This window comes from Aquincola tertiaricarbonis (assembly GCF_000969605.1).
Taxonomy (GTDB): Bacteria; Pseudomonadota; Gammaproteobacteria; order Burkholderiales; family Burkholderiaceae_C; genus Aquincola; species Aquincola tertiaricarbonis.
In genome coordinates this window covers 1-16,022 of record NZ_JZUE01000001.1, presented here as the reverse complement: position 1 = coordinate 16,022, position 16,022 = coordinate 1, and the positions used below count along the sequence as shown (strand labels likewise).

At 63.6% G+C, this 16,022-nt stretch carries 31 protein-coding genes and 1 tRNA gene; all 32 read right to left on the bottom strand.

Annotated features, from left to right (window positions below; genetic code table 11):
* Window positions 1–11: 11 nt before the first annotated feature.
* The gene (gene yajC, locus VO99_RS00155; RefSeq protein WP_046110780.1) at window positions 12–338 is read right to left on the bottom strand and encodes a preprotein translocase subunit YajC; all 327 of its coding nucleotides are present in this window, start codon (window positions 336–338) and stop codon (window positions 12–14) included.
* Window positions 339–462: 124 nt separating this feature from the next.
* Window positions 463–539: transfer RNA gene (locus tag VO99_RS00150), tRNA-Met, on the bottom strand.
* Window positions 540–629: 90 nt separating this feature from the next.
* Entirely contained in the window at window positions 630–1,028 is a 399-nt protein-coding gene (rplQ, locus tag VO99_RS00145; protein ID WP_046110779.1) for a 50S ribosomal protein L17, read from the bottom strand.
* Window positions 1,029–1,096: 68 nt separating this feature from the next.
* Window positions 1,097–2,089, bottom strand: coding sequence for a DNA-directed RNA polymerase subunit alpha (locus VO99_RS00140; RefSeq protein ID WP_046110778.1), 993 nt, complete (start codon window positions 2,087–2,089; stop codon window positions 1,097–1,099).
* A 157-nt stretch (window positions 2,090–2,246) separates the two neighbouring features.
* The gene (rpsD, locus tag VO99_RS00135; RefSeq protein ID WP_046110777.1) at window positions 2,247–2,870 is read right to left on the bottom strand and encodes a 30S ribosomal protein S4; all 624 of its coding nucleotides are present in this window, start codon (window positions 2,868–2,870) and stop codon (window positions 2,247–2,249) included.
* 135 nt (window positions 2,871–3,005) lie between these two features.
* Window positions 3,006–3,410 carry a 30S ribosomal protein S11 gene (rpsK, locus tag VO99_RS00130; protein ID WP_046110776.1) on the bottom strand — a complete coding sequence of 135 codons (405 nt, stop codon included), beginning with the start codon at window positions 3,408–3,410 and terminating at the stop codon, window positions 3,006–3,008.
* A gap of 35 nt (window positions 3,411–3,445) precedes the next feature.
* Entirely contained in the window at window positions 3,446–3,811 is a 366-nt protein-coding gene (gene rpsM / locus VO99_RS00125) for a 30S ribosomal protein S13 (RefSeq protein WP_046110775.1), read from the bottom strand.
* 29 nt (window positions 3,812–3,840) lie between these two features.
* Window positions 3,841–3,954, bottom strand: a complete 114-nt coding sequence (gene rpmJ, locus VO99_RS29315; RefSeq protein WP_009548427.1) for a 50S ribosomal protein L36 — start codon at window positions 3,952–3,954, stop codon at window positions 3,841–3,843.
* Window positions 3,955–3,964: 10 nt separating this feature from the next.
* Entirely contained in the window at window positions 3,965–4,183 is a 219-nt protein-coding gene (infA, locus tag VO99_RS00120; RefSeq protein WP_009855680.1) for a translation initiation factor IF-1, read from the bottom strand.
* A 13-nt stretch (window positions 4,184–4,196) separates the two neighbouring features.
* Window positions 4,197–5,507 carry a preprotein translocase subunit SecY gene (gene secY / locus VO99_RS00115; RefSeq protein WP_046110774.1) on the bottom strand — a complete coding sequence of 437 codons (1,311 nt, stop codon included), beginning with the start codon at window positions 5,505–5,507 and terminating at the stop codon, window positions 4,197–4,199.
* A 27-nt stretch (window positions 5,508–5,534) separates the two neighbouring features.
* Window positions 5,535–5,966 carry a 50S ribosomal protein L15 gene (rplO, locus tag VO99_RS00110; RefSeq protein ID WP_046110773.1) on the bottom strand — a complete coding sequence of 144 codons (432 nt, stop codon included), beginning with the start codon at window positions 5,964–5,966 and terminating at the stop codon, window positions 5,535–5,537.
* Window positions 5,966–6,148, bottom strand: a complete 183-nt coding sequence (rpmD, locus tag VO99_RS00105; RefSeq protein ID WP_046110772.1) for a 50S ribosomal protein L30 — start codon at window positions 6,146–6,148, stop codon at window positions 5,966–5,968. Before rpmD ends, rplO begins: the two co-directional genes overlap by 1 nt.
* 22 nt (window positions 6,149–6,170) lie before the next feature.
* A complete protein-coding gene (rpsE, locus tag VO99_RS00100; RefSeq protein WP_046110771.1) occupies window positions 6,171–6,689 on the bottom strand; it encodes a 30S ribosomal protein S5 in 519 nt (172 codons plus the stop codon).
* 19 nt (window positions 6,690–6,708) lie between these two features.
* Entirely contained in the window at window positions 6,709–7,080 is a 372-nt protein-coding gene (gene rplR / locus VO99_RS00095; RefSeq protein ID WP_046110770.1) for a 50S ribosomal protein L18, read from the bottom strand.
* A gap of 14 nt (window positions 7,081–7,094) precedes the next feature.
* Window positions 7,095–7,628, bottom strand: coding sequence for a 50S ribosomal protein L6 (gene rplF, locus VO99_RS00090; RefSeq protein WP_046110769.1), 534 nt, complete (start codon window positions 7,626–7,628; stop codon window positions 7,095–7,097).
* A gap of 12 nt (window positions 7,629–7,640) precedes the next feature.
* A complete protein-coding gene (gene rpsH / locus VO99_RS00085) occupies window positions 7,641–8,033 on the bottom strand; it encodes a 30S ribosomal protein S8 (protein WP_046110768.1) in 393 nt (130 codons plus the stop codon).
* 24 nt (window positions 8,034–8,057) lie between these two features.
* Window positions 8,058–8,363: a 30S ribosomal protein S14 gene (rpsN, locus tag VO99_RS00080; RefSeq protein ID WP_046110767.1), complete on the bottom strand. Its 306-nt coding sequence runs from the start codon at window positions 8,361–8,363 to the stop codon at window positions 8,058–8,060.
* Between the two features lie 8 nt (window positions 8,364–8,371).
* Complete coding sequence (gene rplE, locus VO99_RS00075) at window positions 8,372–9,004, bottom strand: 50S ribosomal protein L5 (protein WP_083440249.1); 633 nt, start codon at window positions 9,002–9,004, stop codon at window positions 8,372–8,374.
* A gap of 5 nt (window positions 9,005–9,009) precedes the next feature.
* Window positions 9,010–9,327, bottom strand: a complete 318-nt coding sequence (rplX, locus tag VO99_RS00070) for a 50S ribosomal protein L24 (RefSeq protein WP_046110766.1) — start codon at window positions 9,325–9,327, stop codon at window positions 9,010–9,012.
* A 26-nt stretch (window positions 9,328–9,353) separates the two neighbouring features.
* The gene (rplN, locus tag VO99_RS00065; RefSeq protein ID WP_011831006.1) at window positions 9,354–9,722 is read right to left on the bottom strand and encodes a 50S ribosomal protein L14; all 369 of its coding nucleotides are present in this window, start codon (window positions 9,720–9,722) and stop codon (window positions 9,354–9,356) included.
* Between the two features lie 223 nt (window positions 9,723–9,945).
* Window positions 9,946–10,467, bottom strand: coding sequence for a peroxiredoxin (locus VO99_RS00060; protein ID WP_046110765.1), 522 nt, complete (start codon window positions 10,465–10,467; stop codon window positions 9,946–9,948).
* 89 nt (window positions 10,468–10,556) lie between these two features.
* Window positions 10,557–10,856: a 30S ribosomal protein S17 gene (rpsQ, locus tag VO99_RS00055; protein WP_046110764.1), complete on the bottom strand. Its 300-nt coding sequence runs from the start codon at window positions 10,854–10,856 to the stop codon at window positions 10,557–10,559.
* Window positions 10,853–11,053: a 50S ribosomal protein L29 gene (rpmC, locus tag VO99_RS00050; RefSeq protein ID WP_046110763.1), complete on the bottom strand. Its 201-nt coding sequence runs from the start codon at window positions 11,051–11,053 to the stop codon at window positions 10,853–10,855. The genes rpsQ and rpmC overlap by 4 nt, the downstream gene beginning before the upstream one ends.
* A gap of 14 nt (window positions 11,054–11,067) precedes the next feature.
* The gene (gene rplP / locus VO99_RS00045; protein ID WP_046110762.1) at window positions 11,068–11,484 is read right to left on the bottom strand and encodes a 50S ribosomal protein L16; all 417 of its coding nucleotides are present in this window, start codon (window positions 11,482–11,484) and stop codon (window positions 11,068–11,070) included.
* 2 nt (window positions 11,485–11,486) lie between these two features.
* On the bottom strand, window positions 11,487–12,323 hold the full coding sequence (rpsC, locus tag VO99_RS00040) for a 30S ribosomal protein S3 (protein WP_046110761.1): 837 nt from the start codon (window positions 12,321–12,323) through the stop codon (window positions 11,487–11,489).
* Window positions 12,324–12,332: 9 nt separating this feature from the next.
* The gene (gene rplV, locus VO99_RS00035; protein ID WP_046110760.1) at window positions 12,333–12,662 is read right to left on the bottom strand and encodes a 50S ribosomal protein L22; all 330 of its coding nucleotides are present in this window, start codon (window positions 12,660–12,662) and stop codon (window positions 12,333–12,335) included.
* A gap of 12 nt (window positions 12,663–12,674) precedes the next feature.
* On the bottom strand, window positions 12,675–12,950 hold the full coding sequence (gene rpsS / locus VO99_RS00030; protein WP_046110759.1) for a 30S ribosomal protein S19: 276 nt from the start codon (window positions 12,948–12,950) through the stop codon (window positions 12,675–12,677).
* A gap of 17 nt (window positions 12,951–12,967) precedes the next feature.
* A complete protein-coding gene (gene rplB / locus VO99_RS00025) occupies window positions 12,968–13,792 on the bottom strand; it encodes a 50S ribosomal protein L2 (protein ID WP_046110758.1) in 825 nt (274 codons plus the stop codon).
* Complete coding sequence (gene rplW, locus VO99_RS00020) at window positions 13,792–14,112, bottom strand: 50S ribosomal protein L23 (RefSeq protein ID WP_046110757.1); 321 nt, start codon at window positions 14,110–14,112, stop codon at window positions 13,792–13,794. Before rplW ends, rplB begins: the two co-directional genes overlap by 1 nt.
* Window positions 14,109–14,729 carry a 50S ribosomal protein L4 gene (gene rplD, locus VO99_RS00015; RefSeq protein WP_046110756.1) on the bottom strand — a complete coding sequence of 207 codons (621 nt, stop codon included), beginning with the start codon at window positions 14,727–14,729 and terminating at the stop codon, window positions 14,109–14,111. Before rplD ends, rplW begins: the two co-directional genes overlap by 4 nt.
* Entirely contained in the window at window positions 14,729–15,409 is a 681-nt protein-coding gene (gene rplC, locus VO99_RS00010) for a 50S ribosomal protein L3 (protein ID WP_046110755.1), read from the bottom strand. The genes rplD and rplC overlap by 1 nt, the downstream gene beginning before the upstream one ends.
* 187 nt (window positions 15,410–15,596) lie before the next feature.
* Window positions 15,597–15,908: a 30S ribosomal protein S10 gene (gene rpsJ, locus VO99_RS00005; protein WP_046110754.1), complete on the bottom strand. Its 312-nt coding sequence runs from the start codon at window positions 15,906–15,908 to the stop codon at window positions 15,597–15,599.
* Window positions 15,909–16,022 lie beyond the last annotated feature (114 nt).

Here is a 16,022-nt window from a genome sequence, read left to right as displayed (position 1 = left end):
CGGTGGCGGGGTTACTTGATGGTGCCCTTGGGCAGCACCTGGGTGATGGCGGTGCGCTGCAGCTGCACCTCGACGCCGCTGGCCAGTTCCACGTGCACGAAGCTCTCGCCCACTTTGTTGATGCGGCCGAGCAGACCACCCGCCGTCACCACTTCATCGCCCTTGGCGATGGCATCGATCATCGCCTTGTGTTCCTTCTGCCGCTTCATCTGGGGACGGATCATGATGAAGTACAGCACCACGAACATCAGCACCAGCGGCAGCATGCTCAGCAGGCTGGAACCCGCGCCCTCGGCGGCGGCAGGTGCGGTTTGGGCAAAGGCTTCGGAAATGAACACGGCGGTCGGTCCTTGAGACAAAGGCCCGTTCGATGCGGGCCCAATCGAAAAAAATCCATCCGAAGCAAAAAGCTTCGAACAAAAAAACAGGCCCCGCACTTACGTGGGGGCCTGTCTCGGATTCTGGTTGCGGGGGCAGGATTTGAACCTGCGACCTTTGGGTTATGAGCCCAACGAGCTACCAGACTGCTCCACCCCGCGACGGAAGCTGACAGTATAGCGTGCTTTCGGCGTCTTGCCAGCCCCTATCGAACAAAGTTCGAAAATAGTGGGCTGCAACGCCGAAGTGACTTACTCGGCAGCGTCGGTGGCTTCTTCAGCCACGGCGACGTCGGGACGATCCACCAGCTCGACGAAGGCCATCGGCGCGTTGTCGCCGACACGGAAGCCCATCTTCAGGATACGGGTGTAGCCGCCCGGGCGCGCCTTGTAGCGCGGGCCGAGTTCGTTGAACAGCTTGGTGACGATATCGCGGTCACGGGTGCGCGAAAAAGCCAGGCGGCGGTTGGCCAGCGTGGGTTCCTTGGCCAGCGTGATCAGCGGCTCGACAACGCGGCGCAATTCCTTGGCCTTGGGGACCGTGGTCTTGATGGCTTCGTGCTGCAGCAGCGAGTTGGCCATGTTGCGCAGCATCGCCAGGCGGTGGGAGCTGGTGCGGTTGAGTTTGCGAAGTCCGTTGCGGTGGCGCATGGTGCGTTCCTTTACTTATTGAACCCCGGCCGGATCAGGTACCGGGGGTTGCACATGACAGCGTTTGATTAACGCTTGTCCAGGCCCTGGGGCGGCCAGTTCTCGAGGCGCGCGCCGAGCGTCAGCCCGCGCGATGCCAGCACTTCCTTGATCTCGTTCAGCGACTTGCGGCCGAGGTTCGGCGTCTTCAGCAGCTCGGTCTCGGTGCGCTGGATCAGGTCGCCGATGTAGTAGATGTTTTCGGCCTTCAGGCAGTTGGCCGAACGCACCGTCAGCTCGAGCTCGTCGACCGGGCGCAGCAGGATCGGATCGAAGTTGCCACCGGCTCGCGGTGCCGAAGGCGCCTGGAAGATCTCGCCGTCTTCGTGCGGCAGCTGAGCGAACACCACCAGCTGCTCGACCAGGATCTTGGCCGAAGCACGGATGGCTTCCTCGGGGCTGATCGCACCGTTGGTCTCGATCTCCATCACGAGCTTGTCCAGGTCGGTACGCTGCTCGACGCGGGCGTTCTCGACGGCATAGCTCACGCGGCGCACCGGCGAGAACGAAGCGTCCAGCACGATGCGGCCGATCGACTTCGTGGGCTCGTCACCGAAGCGGCGCAGGTTGCCCGGCACGTAACCACGGCCCTTTTCGACCTTGATCTGCATATCGAGCTTGCCGCCCTTGGCCAGGTGCGCGATCACGTGGTCGGGGTTGATGACCTCGACGTCGTGCGGCGTCTGGATGTCGCCGGCAGTCACGGGGCCTTCGCCCTCCTTGCGCAGCACCAGGGTCACTTCGTCGCGGTTGTGCAGACGGAACGTCACGCCCTTCAGGTTCAGCATGATGTGGACCACATCTTCCTGAACGCCGTCGACAGTCGAGTACTCGTGCAGCACGCCGGCGATGGTGACTTCCGTCGGCGCGTAACCCACCATCGACGACAGCAGCACACGGCGCAGGGCATTGCCCAGCGTGTGCCCGTAGCCCCGCTCGAACGGCTCGAGCGTCACCTTGGCACGGCGATCGCCCAGCGGCTCGACTTGGATGGCTTTGGGTTTCAGCAGATTGGTTTGCATTGAGTGGTGTTCCTGTCAATACCCTCGGCTCGTTACACCGATAAGGCTGATGGACATGTCGGGCCATGCGAGGCCGCTGCGTGCCCGGCAAACACAGCGGCCGAAAACAAAACGCGCGCGCGCGGCCACACGGCCGCACGCGCGTCAGTCGCCTGGATCAGCGCGAGTAGAGTTCCACGATCAGCGCTTCCTTGATCTCGGCGCCGAATTCGTCGCGATCCGGGGTCTTCTTGAAGACGCCTTCCAGCTTCGACTCGTTCACTTCGACCCAGGCCGGCATGCCGATGGATTGAGCCAGCTTCAGCGACTCGGTCACACGCAGCTGCTTCTTGGCCTTTTCACGCACGGCGACCACGTCGCCCGCCTTGACCATGTACGAAGCGATGTTCACGACCTGGCCGTTGACGGTGATCGACTTGTGCGACACCAGCTGGCGAGCTTCGGCGCGGGTCGAGCCGAAGCCCATGCGGTACACCACGTTGTCGAGGCGCGATTCCAGCAGCGTCAACAGGTTGGTACCGGTGTTGCCGCGGCGGCGTTCAGCCTCCTCGAAGTAGCGGCGGAACTGGCGTTCCAGCACGCCGTACATGCGCTTGACCTTTTGCTTCTCGCGCAGCTGCAGACCGAAGTCGCTGGTACGCGAACCGCTGGTGCGGCCGTGCTGACCCGGCTTGCTGTCGAACTTCGCCTTGTCGCCGATGGGGCGACGCGCGCTCTTCAGGTAGAGGTCGGTGCCTTCACGGCGCGAGAGTTTGGCCTTGGGGCCGAGGTAACGTGCCACTTGGTTTTCCTTGTTTATCTGACGCGACCGATGTTTGTCGCGTGAGTCCGCGCCGACGTCACGGCACGAACGGTGGGCTGAAGGACAAACGTCGGCAGCGCCCTGGAGACGCTACCGACGTCCTTGGAACGTCGCTTAGATGCGGCGACGCTTCTGCGGACGGCAACCGTTGTGCGGCACCGGCGTCACGTCGGAGATCGACGTGATGCGGATGCCCAGCGATGCCAGTGCACGCACCGACGACTCACGGCCCGGGCCGGGGCCCTTGATCCGCACGTCGAGGTTCTTAATACCTTGTTCCTGCGCTGCACGGCCTGCGGTTTCCGCAGCCACCTGGGCCGCGAACGGGGTGCTCTTGCGCGAACCCTTGAAGCCCTGGCCGCCGCTCGAGGCCCACGACAACGCGCCGCCCTGGCGGTCCGTGATCGTGATGATGGTGTTGTTGAACGACGCGTGCACGTGAGCGATGCCGTCCGCAATGTTCTTGCGGACCTTCTTGCTCACACGACGTGCTGCGCTGTTGTTGGGTGCCTTGGCCATGTCTTAATCCTTCAATCCGTTGCCGACCGCGTCGATCACTTCTTGACCAGCGCGCCGGACTTGCGCGGACCCTTGCGGGTGCGGGCGTTCGTCTTCGTGCGTTGACCACGCACCGGCAGGCCACGGCGATGACGCATGCCGCGGTAGCAGCCGAGGTCCATCAGGCGCTTGATGTTGATCGACTGCTCGCGACGCAGGTCGCCTTCGATCGTCATGCGGCCGATCTCGTCCCGGATCTTCTCCAGGTCGGCGTCGGTCAGGTCCTTGACCTTCTTGTTGAACTCGATGCCAGCAGCGACGCAGATCTTCTGCGCGGTCGTGCGACCGATGCCGTAGATCGACGTCAGGCCGATCTCGGTGTGCTTGTGCTGCGGAATGTTGATACCAGCAATGCGTGCCATGGTGTCCTCTTAATCTGGTTCGGCGCTGATCAACCCTGGCGCTGCTTATGGCGCGGGTCGGTACAGATCACACGCACCACGCCCTTGCGGCGGATGATCTTGCAATTGCGACACATCTTCTTGACCGATGCTGCAACTTTCATGGTCTTCTCCTTATTTCGCGCGGAACACAATGCGTGCCCGGCTCAAGTCATACGGGGTGAGCTCCACGGTGACCTTGTCGCCGGGAAGAATGCGGATGTAATGCATGCGCATCTTTCCGGAGATATGTCCGAGAACCACGTGGCCGTTCTCGAGCTTCACACGGAAGGTTGCGTTGGGGAGGTTTTCGAGAATCTCCCCCTGCATCTGGATGACATCGTCTTTTGCCATACGGTCTCGCGCTTCAGCTTGCCTTGAAGTTGGCCTTCTTCAGCAACGACTCATACTGCTGACTCATCACATAGCTCTGGACTTGCGCCCAGAAGTCCATGGTCACCACTACGATGATCAGCAACGACGTTCCACCGAAATAGAACGGCACGTTGTACTTCAGCACCAGGAACTCGGGCAGCAGGCACACCGCCGTGATGTACACCGCACCGGCCAGCGTCAGCCGCGACAGGATGCGATCGATGTACCTCGCGGTCTGGTCACCCGGCCGGATGCCCGGGATGAAAGCGCCACTCTTCTTCAGGTTGTCAGCGGTCTCGCGGCTGTTGAACACCAGGGCGGTGTAGAAGAAGCAGAAGAACACGATCATCGCGGCATACAGCATCACGTAGATCGGCTGCCCCGGCGACAGCGCCCCGGAGATGTCCTTCAGCCACTGCAGACCCTCGCCGGTCGCAAACCAACCCACCACCGTCGCCGGCAACAGGATGATCGACGACGCGAAGATCGGCGGGATCACGCCGGACATGTTGAGCTTGAGCGGCAGGTGCGACGACTGGCCGCCGTACACCTTGTTCCCGACCTGCCGCTTGGCATAGTTGACCAGGATCTTGCGTTGACCGCGCTCCACGAACACCACCGCGAAGGTCACCAGGATGATGACGGCGATGATGAACAACGAAGCGATGATGCTCATCGCACCGGTGCGCACCAGCTCGAACAAGCCGCCCACAGCGCTCGGCAGGCCAGCGGCGATGCCCGCAAAGATCAGGATCGAGATGCCGTTGCCCAGCCCACGCTCGGTGATCTGCTCACCCAGCCACATCAGGAACATCGTTCCGGCCACCAGGCTGACCACCGTCGTCATCCGGAAGCCGAAGCCGGGCGCGAGCACCAAGCCGGGCGAACCTTCCAACGCCAGCGCAATGCCCAGGGACTGGAAGATGGCCAGTCCCAACGTGCCGTAGCGCGTGTACTGGGTGATCTTCCGGCGGCCCGACTCGCCTTCCTTCTTCAGCGCTTCGAGCGTGGGCACGACGTAGGTCATCAACTGCATGATGATCGACGCCGAGATGTACGGCATGATGCCCAACGCGAACACGGTGAAGCGCGACAGCGCCCCGCCCGAGAACATGTTGAACAGGTTCAGGATGCCGCCGCTCTGGCTCTTGAACAGCTGCTGCAGCTGCACCGGATCGATGCCCGGCACCGGCACGTGAGCGCCGATGCGGTAGACGACCAGTGCCAGAAGCAGGAACACAAGCCGGCGACGCAAGTCACCGAACTTGCCGCTCTTGGCCAGCTGATTGGCGTTGGTTGACACTCGAGGTTGTCCTTGCAGCTCGCGCTATCAGGCCAGCGAACCGCCTGCGGCTTCGATGGCAGCCTTGGCGCCGGCAGTCGCGCCGATGCCCTGCAGCGAAACCTTCTTGGTCAGCTCGCCCGACTTGATGACCTTGACCACCTTCGCCAGCTCGCCCACCAGGCCGGCTTGCTTCAGCATCACCAGCGTGACCTCGTCGGCGGCCAGCGCTTCCAGATCGGCCAGCGTGATTTCGGCGTTGTACTTCAGCGAATGCGACTTGAAGCCACGCTTCGGCAGGCGGCGCTGCAGAGGCATCTGGCCGCCTTCGAAGCCGACCTTGTGGTAGCCGCCCGCACGGGACTTCTGACCCTTGTGGCCGCGACCAGCGGTCTTGCCCAGACCGGAGCCGATACCACGGCCGACCCGGCGCTTCGCATGCTTGGAGCCGCTTCCCGGCTTGATCGTGTTGAGTTGCATCACAGCACCTTCACGAGGTAGGCGACCTTGTTGATCATGCCGCGCACGGCCGGCGTGTCTTCCAGCTGGCGCTCACTGTTGAGCTTGCGCAGGCCGAGGCCGCGCACCGTATCGCGGTGCGACTGGCGGGTACCCGCGACGCTCTTGACCAACTTCACGGTCAGGGTTTTCTTGTCGGACATGAAAGTTCTCCGGTCCGCAGGCTCAGTTGAAGATTTCTTCGACCGTCTTGCCACGCTTTGCAGCGACCGAGGCAGGCGTCGTCGAGTTCTTCAGCGCGTCGAGCGTTGCACGAACCATGTTGTAGGGGTTGGTCGAACCGAAGCTCTTGGCCACGATGTCGGTCACGCCCATCACTTCGAACACGGCGCGCATCGGGCCGCCGGCGATGATGCCGTCACCCGGCTTGGCCGGGCCCATCATGACCTTGGCTGCGCCGTGAACACCACGCACCGTGTGGTGGATGGTGCCGTTCTTCAGCGAAACCTTGACCATGTTGCGGCGGGCCGAGTCCATGGCCTTCTGCACCGCAACCGGCACTTCCTTGGCCTTGCCCTTGCCCATGCCGATGCGGCCGTCGCCGTCACCGACCACGGTCAGCGCAGCGAAACTCAGCGTGCGGCCGCCCTTGACCACCTTGGTGACGCGGTTCACCGCAATCATCTTTTCCTTCAGACCGTCGTCGTTCGCTTCGGTCTGGGCGCGAGGTTGAAACTTCGCCATGTTTAGTTCCTCAATTCAATCAGAACTGCAGGCCGGCTTCGCGCGCAGCGTCAGCCAGTGCCTTCACGCGGCCGTGGTAGGCAAAGCCAGCCCGGTCGAAAGCCACCTTCTCGATGCCCGCGGCCTTCGCCTTCTCGGCGATGCGCTTGCCCACGATCGAGGCTGCTGCAGCGTTGCCACCCTTGCCGGCGGCGCCCAGCTGCTCGCGGACTTCCTTCTCGGCGGTCGAAGCGCTGGCCAGCACCTTGGTGCCGTCGTCGGACAGCACGTTGGCGTAGATGTGCAGGTTGGAGCGGAACACCGTCAGGCGTGCAACGCGTTGGATCGCGATGCGGACACGCGTCTGCCGCGAGCGGCGCAGGCGTTGTTCCTTCTTGGTCGTCGTCGTCATGATGTGGCCGCTCCTTACTTCTTCTTGGTCTCTTTGAGGACCACACGCTCATCGCTGTAGCGGATCCCCTTGCCCTTGTAAGGCTCGGGCGGACGGAAGGCGCGCACTTCTGCCGCGACCTGGCCGACCACCTGGCGGTCTGCACCCTTGATCAGGATCTCGGTCTGCGTCGGGCAGGTCACGGTGATGCCAGCCGGCATTTCCTTGACCACCGGATGCGAGAACCCGATCTGCAGGTTCAGCTTCTGGCCCGTGGCCTGGGCACGGAAGCCCACGCCGACCAGGTTCAGCTTGCGCTCGAAGCCCTTGCTGACGCCCGTCACCATGTTCGCCACCAGGGCGCGCACGGTACCGCTCATCGCATTGGCAGCCGCCGACTCGTCGGCGGGCGCGACCAGCAGGGCACCGCCCTCGGTCTTCACCTTGACCAGACCGTGCACCGGGCGGGACAGCGAGCCCAACGCGCCCTTCACGACGATCTGCTCGTCCTTGATGGCCACGTCCACGCCTTGCGGGACGACGACCGGCATTTTTCCTACGCGGGACATTTCAGACTCCCCTTACGCGACGTAGCAGAGCACTTCGCCGCCGATACCGGCTTGGCGCGCCTTGCGATCGGTCATCACGCCACGCGGCGTCGTCACGATGGCAACACCCAGGCCGTTCATGACCTGGGGGATGTCGTGGCGGCCACGGTAGACACGCAGACCAGGGCGGCTCACACGCTCGATGCGCTCGATCACCGGGCGGCCGGCGTAGTACTTCAGCGCCACTTCGAGTTCGGCCTTGCCGTCGCCCTTGACGGCGAAGTTCTCGATGTAGCCCTCGTCCTTCAGGACTTGGGCAATGGCCACCTTCAGCTTCGAAGAAGGCATCGTCACCGTGGCTTTCTCGACCATCTGCGCGTTGCGGATGCGAGTCAGCATGTCGGCGATCGGATCACTCATGCTCATTTCTGGATCTCCTTCGAGTGCCGATTACCAGCTGGCCTTGATGACGCCAGGGATGTCACCCTTGAACGCCAGGTCACGGATCTTGCTGCGGGCGAGGCCGAACTTGCGGAACGTGCCGCGCGGGCGGCCGGTCAGCTCGCAACGGTTGCGCTGGCGGGTCGGGTACGCATTGCGGGGCAGCTGCTGCAGCTCGAGGCGGGCGGCGTAGCGCTCTTCCTCAGTACGCTTGAAGTCGTTGATGATCGCCTTCAGGTCGTTGTACTTCTTGGAATACTTGGCGGCGAGTTGCTCGCGCTTCAGCTCGCGTTGGATCAGGGAAACTTTAGCCACGGGGCACCTCAGTTCTTGAACGGGAAGCGGAAGGCGGTCAACAGGGCCTTGGCTTCGTCGTCGGTCTTGGCGGTGGTCGTGATGCTGATGTTCAGACCGCGCAGCGCATCCACCTTGTCGTAGTCGACTTCGGGGAAGATGATCTGTTCTTTGACGCCGATGTTGTAGTTGCCCCGGCCGTCGAAAGCGCGACCCGAGATACCACGGAAGTCGCGCACACGCGGCAGAGCCACGGTGACGAAACGGTCAAGGAATTCGTACATGCGGGTGCCACGCAGCGTCACCATGCAGCCGATGGGCACGCCGTCGCGGATCTTGAAGCCGGCGATGGCCTTCTTCGACTTGGTCACCACGGGCTTCTGGCCGGCGATCTTGGTCAGGTCGGCCACCGCGTGGTCCATCACCTTCTTGTCCGACACCGCCTCGCTCACGCCCATATTCAGCGTGATCTTGGTGATGCGGGGCACCTGCATCGGCGACTTGTAGCCGAACTTCTCGACCAGGCTGGGGGCGATGGTTTCGCGGTAGATCGCCTGCAGGCGAGCGACGCCGACCGGCGACGATTCACCCGCCGGCACTGCCACCGACTTCTCGGCCTTCGGGGCCTTGCTCGCCTTTTGGGCTGCTTTGTCTTGCGCCATGATGTTTAAGCCTTGATCTCTTCGCCGCTGGACTTGAAGACGCGGACCTTCTTGCCGTCATCCAGCAGCTTGACGCCCACGCGATCCGCCTTGCCCGTGGCCGCGTTGAAGATCGCGACGTTGGACTGGTGGATCGGCATCGTCTTGTCGACCACGCCGCCGGTGGTGCCCTTCATGGGGTTCGGCTTGACGTGCTTCTTCACCACGTTCACGCCTTCGACCACGATGTGGTCGGCGTCGACGCGCTGAGCGACGACGCCCCGCTTGCCCTTGTCGCGACCGGTCAGAACGACGACCTGGTCACCTTTGCGAATCTTGTTCATGGCTTGCTTGTCCTTGCTAGCAGGCGTCAGAGGACTTCCGGCGCGAGCGAGACGATCTTCATGAAGCGCTCGGTACGCAGTTCACGCGTCACGGGGCCGAAGATGCGGGTGCCGATGGGCTCCAGCTTGGCGTTCAGCAGGACGGCAGCGTTGCCGTCGAACTTCACCAGCGAGCCGTCCTGGCGACGCACGCCCTTGGCGGTACGCACGACCACGGCGCTGTAGACCTCGCCCTTCTTCACGCGACCACGCGGTGCAGCTTCCTTGATGCTGACCTTGATCACGTCGCCGATACCGGCATAGCGACGCTTGGAGCCACCAAGCACCTTGATGCACATGACGGACTTCGCGCCAGTGTTGTCCGCGACGTCAAGCCGCGATTGCATTTGGATCATGTTGTCATCCCAACTTGTCGGGCTGATGGCGCGCCGAGAACTTCAGCGCTGCCCGCCAGGCAGTCTTGGGCCCGTGGTGTGGGCGGATCCGCTCATCGGCTTGTTCGCTCGACCTGCTGCGCTGCGCATGACGCTGGCGGCGGGCTCGAAAACAAACCAGATTTGCGGCGAAGGCGCGATTATCGCGTCGAAGTGCCGGGCCTGTCAACAGGCCCGGCGAAAATCATTGGGCGACCGCCTGGGCGGTGGCGCGCTTGACCATGGTGTCGGCGTCGCTCACCTCGAACTTGCCCGGCGCCTCGATGTCCAGCGACTTCACGACGCCATCCACCACCAGCATGGAGTAGCGCTGCGAGCGCACGCCCATGCCGCGGGCCGTGAGGTCCAGCGTCAGGCCCACGGCCCGGGTGAATTCACCGCTGCCATCCGCGATCATGCGCACCTTGCCGGCGACGCCCTGCTCGCGGCCCCAGGCTCCCATGACGAAGGCGTCGTTGACCGAGATGCACCAGATTTCGTCCACGCCAGCGCCGCGCAGCGCATCGGCCTGCGCCACGTAGCCCGGCACATGCTTGGCCGAACAGGTTGGCGTGTACGCGCCCGGCAAGGCGAAGATGGCCACGGTCTTGCCGGCCAGCGCCTTGTCCAGCTCCACGGGGTTGGGGCCGAGGGCGCAGCCTTCGGTTTCCACGTCGATGAATTCCTGCAGCGTGACCGAGGGAAGCCGGTCTCCGATCTTCAGCATGGGATGTGCTCCGTCAAGTGAATGACACCATGGAAAACGGCCGGCCGCCATCGAGATAGCGAACCGGCCGTCGTGGGCAGCAGCAGCGCTTAAACCGCTTCCGCCTTCTTCACCAGGCGCGTGACGCGCCAGGACTTGGTCTTCGAGATCGGACGACCTTCGGTGATCTCGACCACGTCGCCCATCTTGTACTCGCCCGCTTCGTCGTGGGCGTGGTACTTGTTGGAACGCGCGACGATCTTGCCGTACAGCTCGTGCATGTGACGACGCTCCACCAGCACGGTGACCGTCTTCGAGCGCTTGTCGCTGACGATCGTGCCGATGAACGAACGGGGCACGCGGTTCGGCGTGACCTTCTCTTGCGTCTGCTCGGTGGCTTGCTCGCTCATTTCGCGGCCTCCTTCTTCTTCTCGTTCAGCACCGTCTTGGCACGTGCGATGTCACGACGGGTCTTGCGGAGAACGGTGTGGTTGCTGAGCTGCTGGGTCGCCTTCTGCATGCGCAGGCCGAAATGGGCCTTCAGCAGGTCGGAGACTTCCTTCTCGAGCGCCGCCACGTCCTTGGTACGCAGTTCGGATGCTTTCATGGTGTTTCCTTCGATCAGGTGCCGACCTGGCGCACGACGAACGTGCAGCTCAGGGGCAGCTTGGCCGCTGCAAGCGTGAACGCTTCGCGGGCCAGGGCTTCGGGCACACCATTGATCTCGTACAACACCTTGCCGGGCTGGATCTCGGCGACGTAGTACTCGGGGTTGCCCTTGCCGTTGCCCATGCGGACTTCGGCAGGCTTTTGCGAAATCGGCTTGTCCGGAAAGATCCGGATGAAGATCCGACCGCCGCGCTTGATGTGACGCGAGATCGCGCGGCGAGCCGCTTCGATCTGGCGCGCCGTCAGGCGGCCGCGCTCGGTGGCCTTCAGGCCGAATTCGCCGAACGACACGGCAGCGCCGCGCGTGGCCACGCCGGTGTTGCGGCCCTTCTGTTCCTTGCGGAACTTACGACGGGAAGGTTGCAGCATTTTTATTCTCCTTTGGCACCGGGCACGGCCGTGGCCGTGCGCGGCACGCGCTTCGCGCCGACCGGGCCGCGCGCGTCACCCGAAGGTGCGGCGCCGTCACGGCGTTCGCCAGGGCGGCCACGGCCACCCGGGGCACCACCAGGACGCGGGCCACGGCGCGGGCGACGATCGTCTTCCGGTACGTCCGACTTGAGCGCGGGCACTTCACCGTTGGCGAGGCGATCGCCGCGGTAGACCCACACCTTCACGCCGATGACGCCGTAGGTCGTCTTGGCTTCGGAGAAGCCATAGTCGATGTCGGCCTTCAAGGTGTGAAGGGGCACGCGACCTTCGCGGTACCACTCGCAGCGGGCGATTTCGATGCCGTTCAGGCGGCCCGACGACATGATTTTGATGCCCTGCGCGCCCAGGCGCATCGCGTTCTGCATGGCGCGCTTCATGGCGCGGCGGAACATGATGCGCTTCTCGAGCTGCTGGGTGATCGAGTCGGCGATCAACTGAGCATCGACTTCAGGCTTGCGCACTTCTTCGATGTTCACCGCGACCGGCACGCCGAGGCGGCGGGTCAGTTCGGCCTTCAGGTTTTCGATGTCCTCGCCCTTCTTGCCGATCACCACGCCCGGACGCGCCGAGAAGATGGTGATGCGGGCGTTCTTGGCGGGGCGCTCGATCAGAACGCGCGACACCGCGGCGTTCTTCAGCTTCGCCTTCAGGTACTCACGAACATCCAGATCCTCGGCCAGCATCGTGGCGAAGTTCTTGTTGTTCGCGAACCAGCGCGAAGCCCAGGCACGGGTGACGGGCAGTCGGAAGCCGGTCGGATGGATCTTCTGTCCCATGGTCTTCCTTTAGTTGCCGACGGTCACGTAGATGTGCGCGGTCGGCTTGCTGATGCGGTTGCCGCGGCCCTTGGCCCGGGCGGAAAACCGCTTCAGCGTGGCGCCTTGCTCCACGTAGATCGACTTGACGCGCAGTTCGTCGATGTCGGCACCGTCGTTGTGCTCGGCGTTGGCGATGGCCGACTCGAGCGCCTTCTTGATGATGCCGGCGGCCTTCTTGGGCGTGAACGTCAGGATGTTGAGCGCCTGATCGACCTTCTTGCCGCGGATCAGGTCGGCCACCAGCCGACCCTTGTCGCAGGAAAGGCGCACGCCGCGAACGATTGCTTGGGTTTCCATCGTCGCTGTCCTTTACTTCTTGGCCTTCTTGTCTGCCGGGTGACCCTTGAAGGTCCGCGTCAGAGCGAATTCGCCAAGCTTGTGGCCGACCATCTGGTCGCTCACGTACACCGGCACGTGTTGCTTGCCGTTGTGCACGGCGATCGTCAGACCGATGAATTCGGGGAGGATCGTCGAGCGGCGCGACCAGGTCTTGATCGGCTTCTTGTCCTTGATGGCCACCGCCTTCTCGACCTTGGCCTGAAGGTGTTGGTCGACGAAGGGGCCCTTCTTGAGAGAACGTGTCATGGCTGTCCTCCGCCTGTTTACTTCTTGCGACGCGAGACGATAAACGTCTGCGTGCGCTTGTTGCTGCGGGTACGGTAGCCCTTGGTCATCGTGTTCCACGGCGACACAGGCACCTGGCCTTCGCCGGTACGACCTTCACCACCACCGTGCGGGTGATCCACCGGGTTCATCGCCACACCGCGGACGGTCGGGCGGATGCCCTTCCAGCGGATCGCACCGGCCTTGCCGTACTGGCGCAGGCTGTGCTCTTCGTTGCTCACTTCACCGATGGTGGCGCGGCAATCGATGTGGATGCGACGGACTTCACCCGAGCGCAGCCGAAGCTGGGCGTAGGCGCCTTCACGGGCCATCAGCGTCACCGATGTGCCGGCCGAGCGTGCGATCTGCGCGCCCTTGCCGGGCAGCAGCTCGACGCAGTGGACGATCGAGCCCACCGGGATGTTGCGGATCGGCAGCGTGTTGCCGGCCTTGATCGGGGCCTCGGCACCGCTCATCAGCGTGGCGCCGACTTCCAGACCGCGCGGGGCGATCACGTAGCGGCGCTCACCGTCGGCGTAGCACACCAGCGCGATGTGGGCGGTACGGTTCGGGTCGTATTCAATACGCTCGACCTTCGCCGGGATGCCGTCCTTGTTGCGACGGAAGTCCACCACGCGGTAGTGATGCTTGTGGCCACCGCCCTTGTGGCGGATGGTGATGTGACCGTTGTTGTTGCGGCCGGCGTTCTGCTTCTGCGGCTCGAGCAGCGATGCTTCCGGCGCACCCTTGTGCAGGTGCTTGTGCACCACCTTCACCACGGCACGGCGGCCAGGCGAAGTCGGCTTGACCTTGACGACAGCCATTACGCGCTCTCCCCGGAGAAGTTCAGTTCCTGGCCGTTCTTCAGGCACACATAGGCCTTCTTGACGTGGTCACGGCGACCGATCGAACGACCGAAACGCTTGACCTTGCCCTTCTGGTTCACGGTCTGGACGGAGTCCACTTCGACCTTGAACATCAGCTCGACGGCAGCCTTAATCTCCGGCTTGGTGGCGTTGCGCAGCACCTTGAACAACACCTGGTTGTTCTTCTCGCCGACGCTGGTGGCCTTTTCCGAGACGATCGGGGCGACCAGCACTTGAGCCAGGCGGCCCTCATCGAATTTTTGCGGAGCGGTGCTCATGCAAACATCTCCTTGAGCTGCTCGATGGCCGCCTTGGTCACCAGCACCTTCTTGTAGAAGACCAGCGACAGCGGATCAGCGTAGCGCGGCTCGACAACCAGCACGTTGGCCAGGTTGCGCGAAGCGAGCAGCAGGTTCTCGTCGACGCTGTCGGCGATGACCATGACCGAATCCAGGCCCATGCCCTTGAACTTCTGGGCGAGCTGCTTGGTCTTCGGCGTGTCGACGGTGAACGAGTCCACCACGGCCAGGCGACCGTCGCGCGCGAGCTGCGACAGGATCGACGCCATGCCGGCGCGGTACATCTTCTTGTTGACCTTCTGAGTGAAGTTCTCGTCAGGGCTGTTCGGGAAGATGCGACCGCCCCCGCGCCACAGCGGCGACGAGGTCATGCCGGCGCGAGCGCGGCCGGTGCCCTTCTGGCGGAACGGCTTCTTCGTCGAGTGCTTGACGACGCCGCGGTCCTTCTGGGCGCGGGTACCCTGGCGTGCATTGGCCTGGTAGGCCACGACGATCTGGTGCACCAGCGCTTCGTTGTAGTCACGCGCGAAGACGGTATCGGGCGCGTCCACCTTCTCGGTGGCCTGGCCTTGTTCGTTCAGGAGCTCGAGTTGCATCACTGGGCTCCCTTCGCAACCTTGGCCTTGATGGCCGGACGCACGACCACGTGGCCGTTCTTGGCACCCGGGACGGCACCCTTGACCAGCAGCAGCTGACGGGCTTCGTCAACGCGCACGATGTCGAGGTTCTGGGTCGTCACGGTCTCGTCGCCACGGTGGCCGGACATCTTCTTGCCCGGGAACACGCGGCCAGGATCCTGCGCCATCGAGATCGAGCCGGGCACGTTGTGCGAGCGGCTGTTACCGTGGGACGCGCGCTGCGAACCGAAGTTGTGGCGCTTGATGGTGCCCGTGAAGCCCTTACCGATCGAGGTGCCCTGCACGTCGACGATCTGGCCCGCGGCGAACAACGTGACGGGCACGGTGGCGCCCGGCTTGTATTCGGCCGCCACTTCGGCGGGCACGCGGAATTCCTTGAGCACTTCGCCTGCCAGCACGCCCGCCTTGGCGAGGTGCCCTGCTTCAGGCTTGGTCACGCGCGAGGCGCGACGGGTGCCAAACGCCACCTGGATGGCGCTGTAGCCGTCGGTTTCGACGGTCTTGACCTGGGCGACGCGGTTGTTGGACACGTCGAGCACCGTCACGGGAACGGCGTCGCCGTCGTCCGTGAAGATGCGCATCATGCCCACCTTGCGGCCCAGCAATCCGAGCCGATGGCTCGCGCTTGCGGTCGTCATGGTTCTTCTCCAGCCCCTTGCCTGATGCAAGAAGCCCGGTTGCACAACACCCGACATCGATTGGCCGGGTTGACTTGTTTCCCGCGATCACGCCGTGGACGAGCCACGGAAGTCGCGAAAAGCCTGCGAGTGTAGCAGACCCGAGGGTCTGCCACGCTCACACACCACGTCGAGCGTGGTTTTGGGGTTACTGCAGCTTGATCTCGACGTCGACGCCGGCGGGGAGGTCGAGCTTCATCAGCGCATCGACCGTCTTGTCGGTCGGGTCGACGATGTCCATCAGGCGCTGGTGGGTGCGGATCTCGAACTGGTCGCGCGACGTCTTGTTGACGTGCGGCGAACGCAGGATGTCGAAGCGCTGCATGCGCGTGGGCAGCGGCACGGGGCCACGGACGATGGCGCCGGTGCGCTTGGCGGTGTCGACGATTTCCAGGGCCGACTGGTCGATCAGCTTGTAATCGAATGCCTTCAGGCGGATGCGGATCTTTTGCTTTTGCATGACGGTTCCTTCAAAGAGCGTTGCGGCCCGCGGGCCGCGGAGTTGTGGAACCCGGGCTCGCCAGAGCCCGGGCCGTCACGCAATTACTCGATGATCTTGGCAACGACGCCGGCG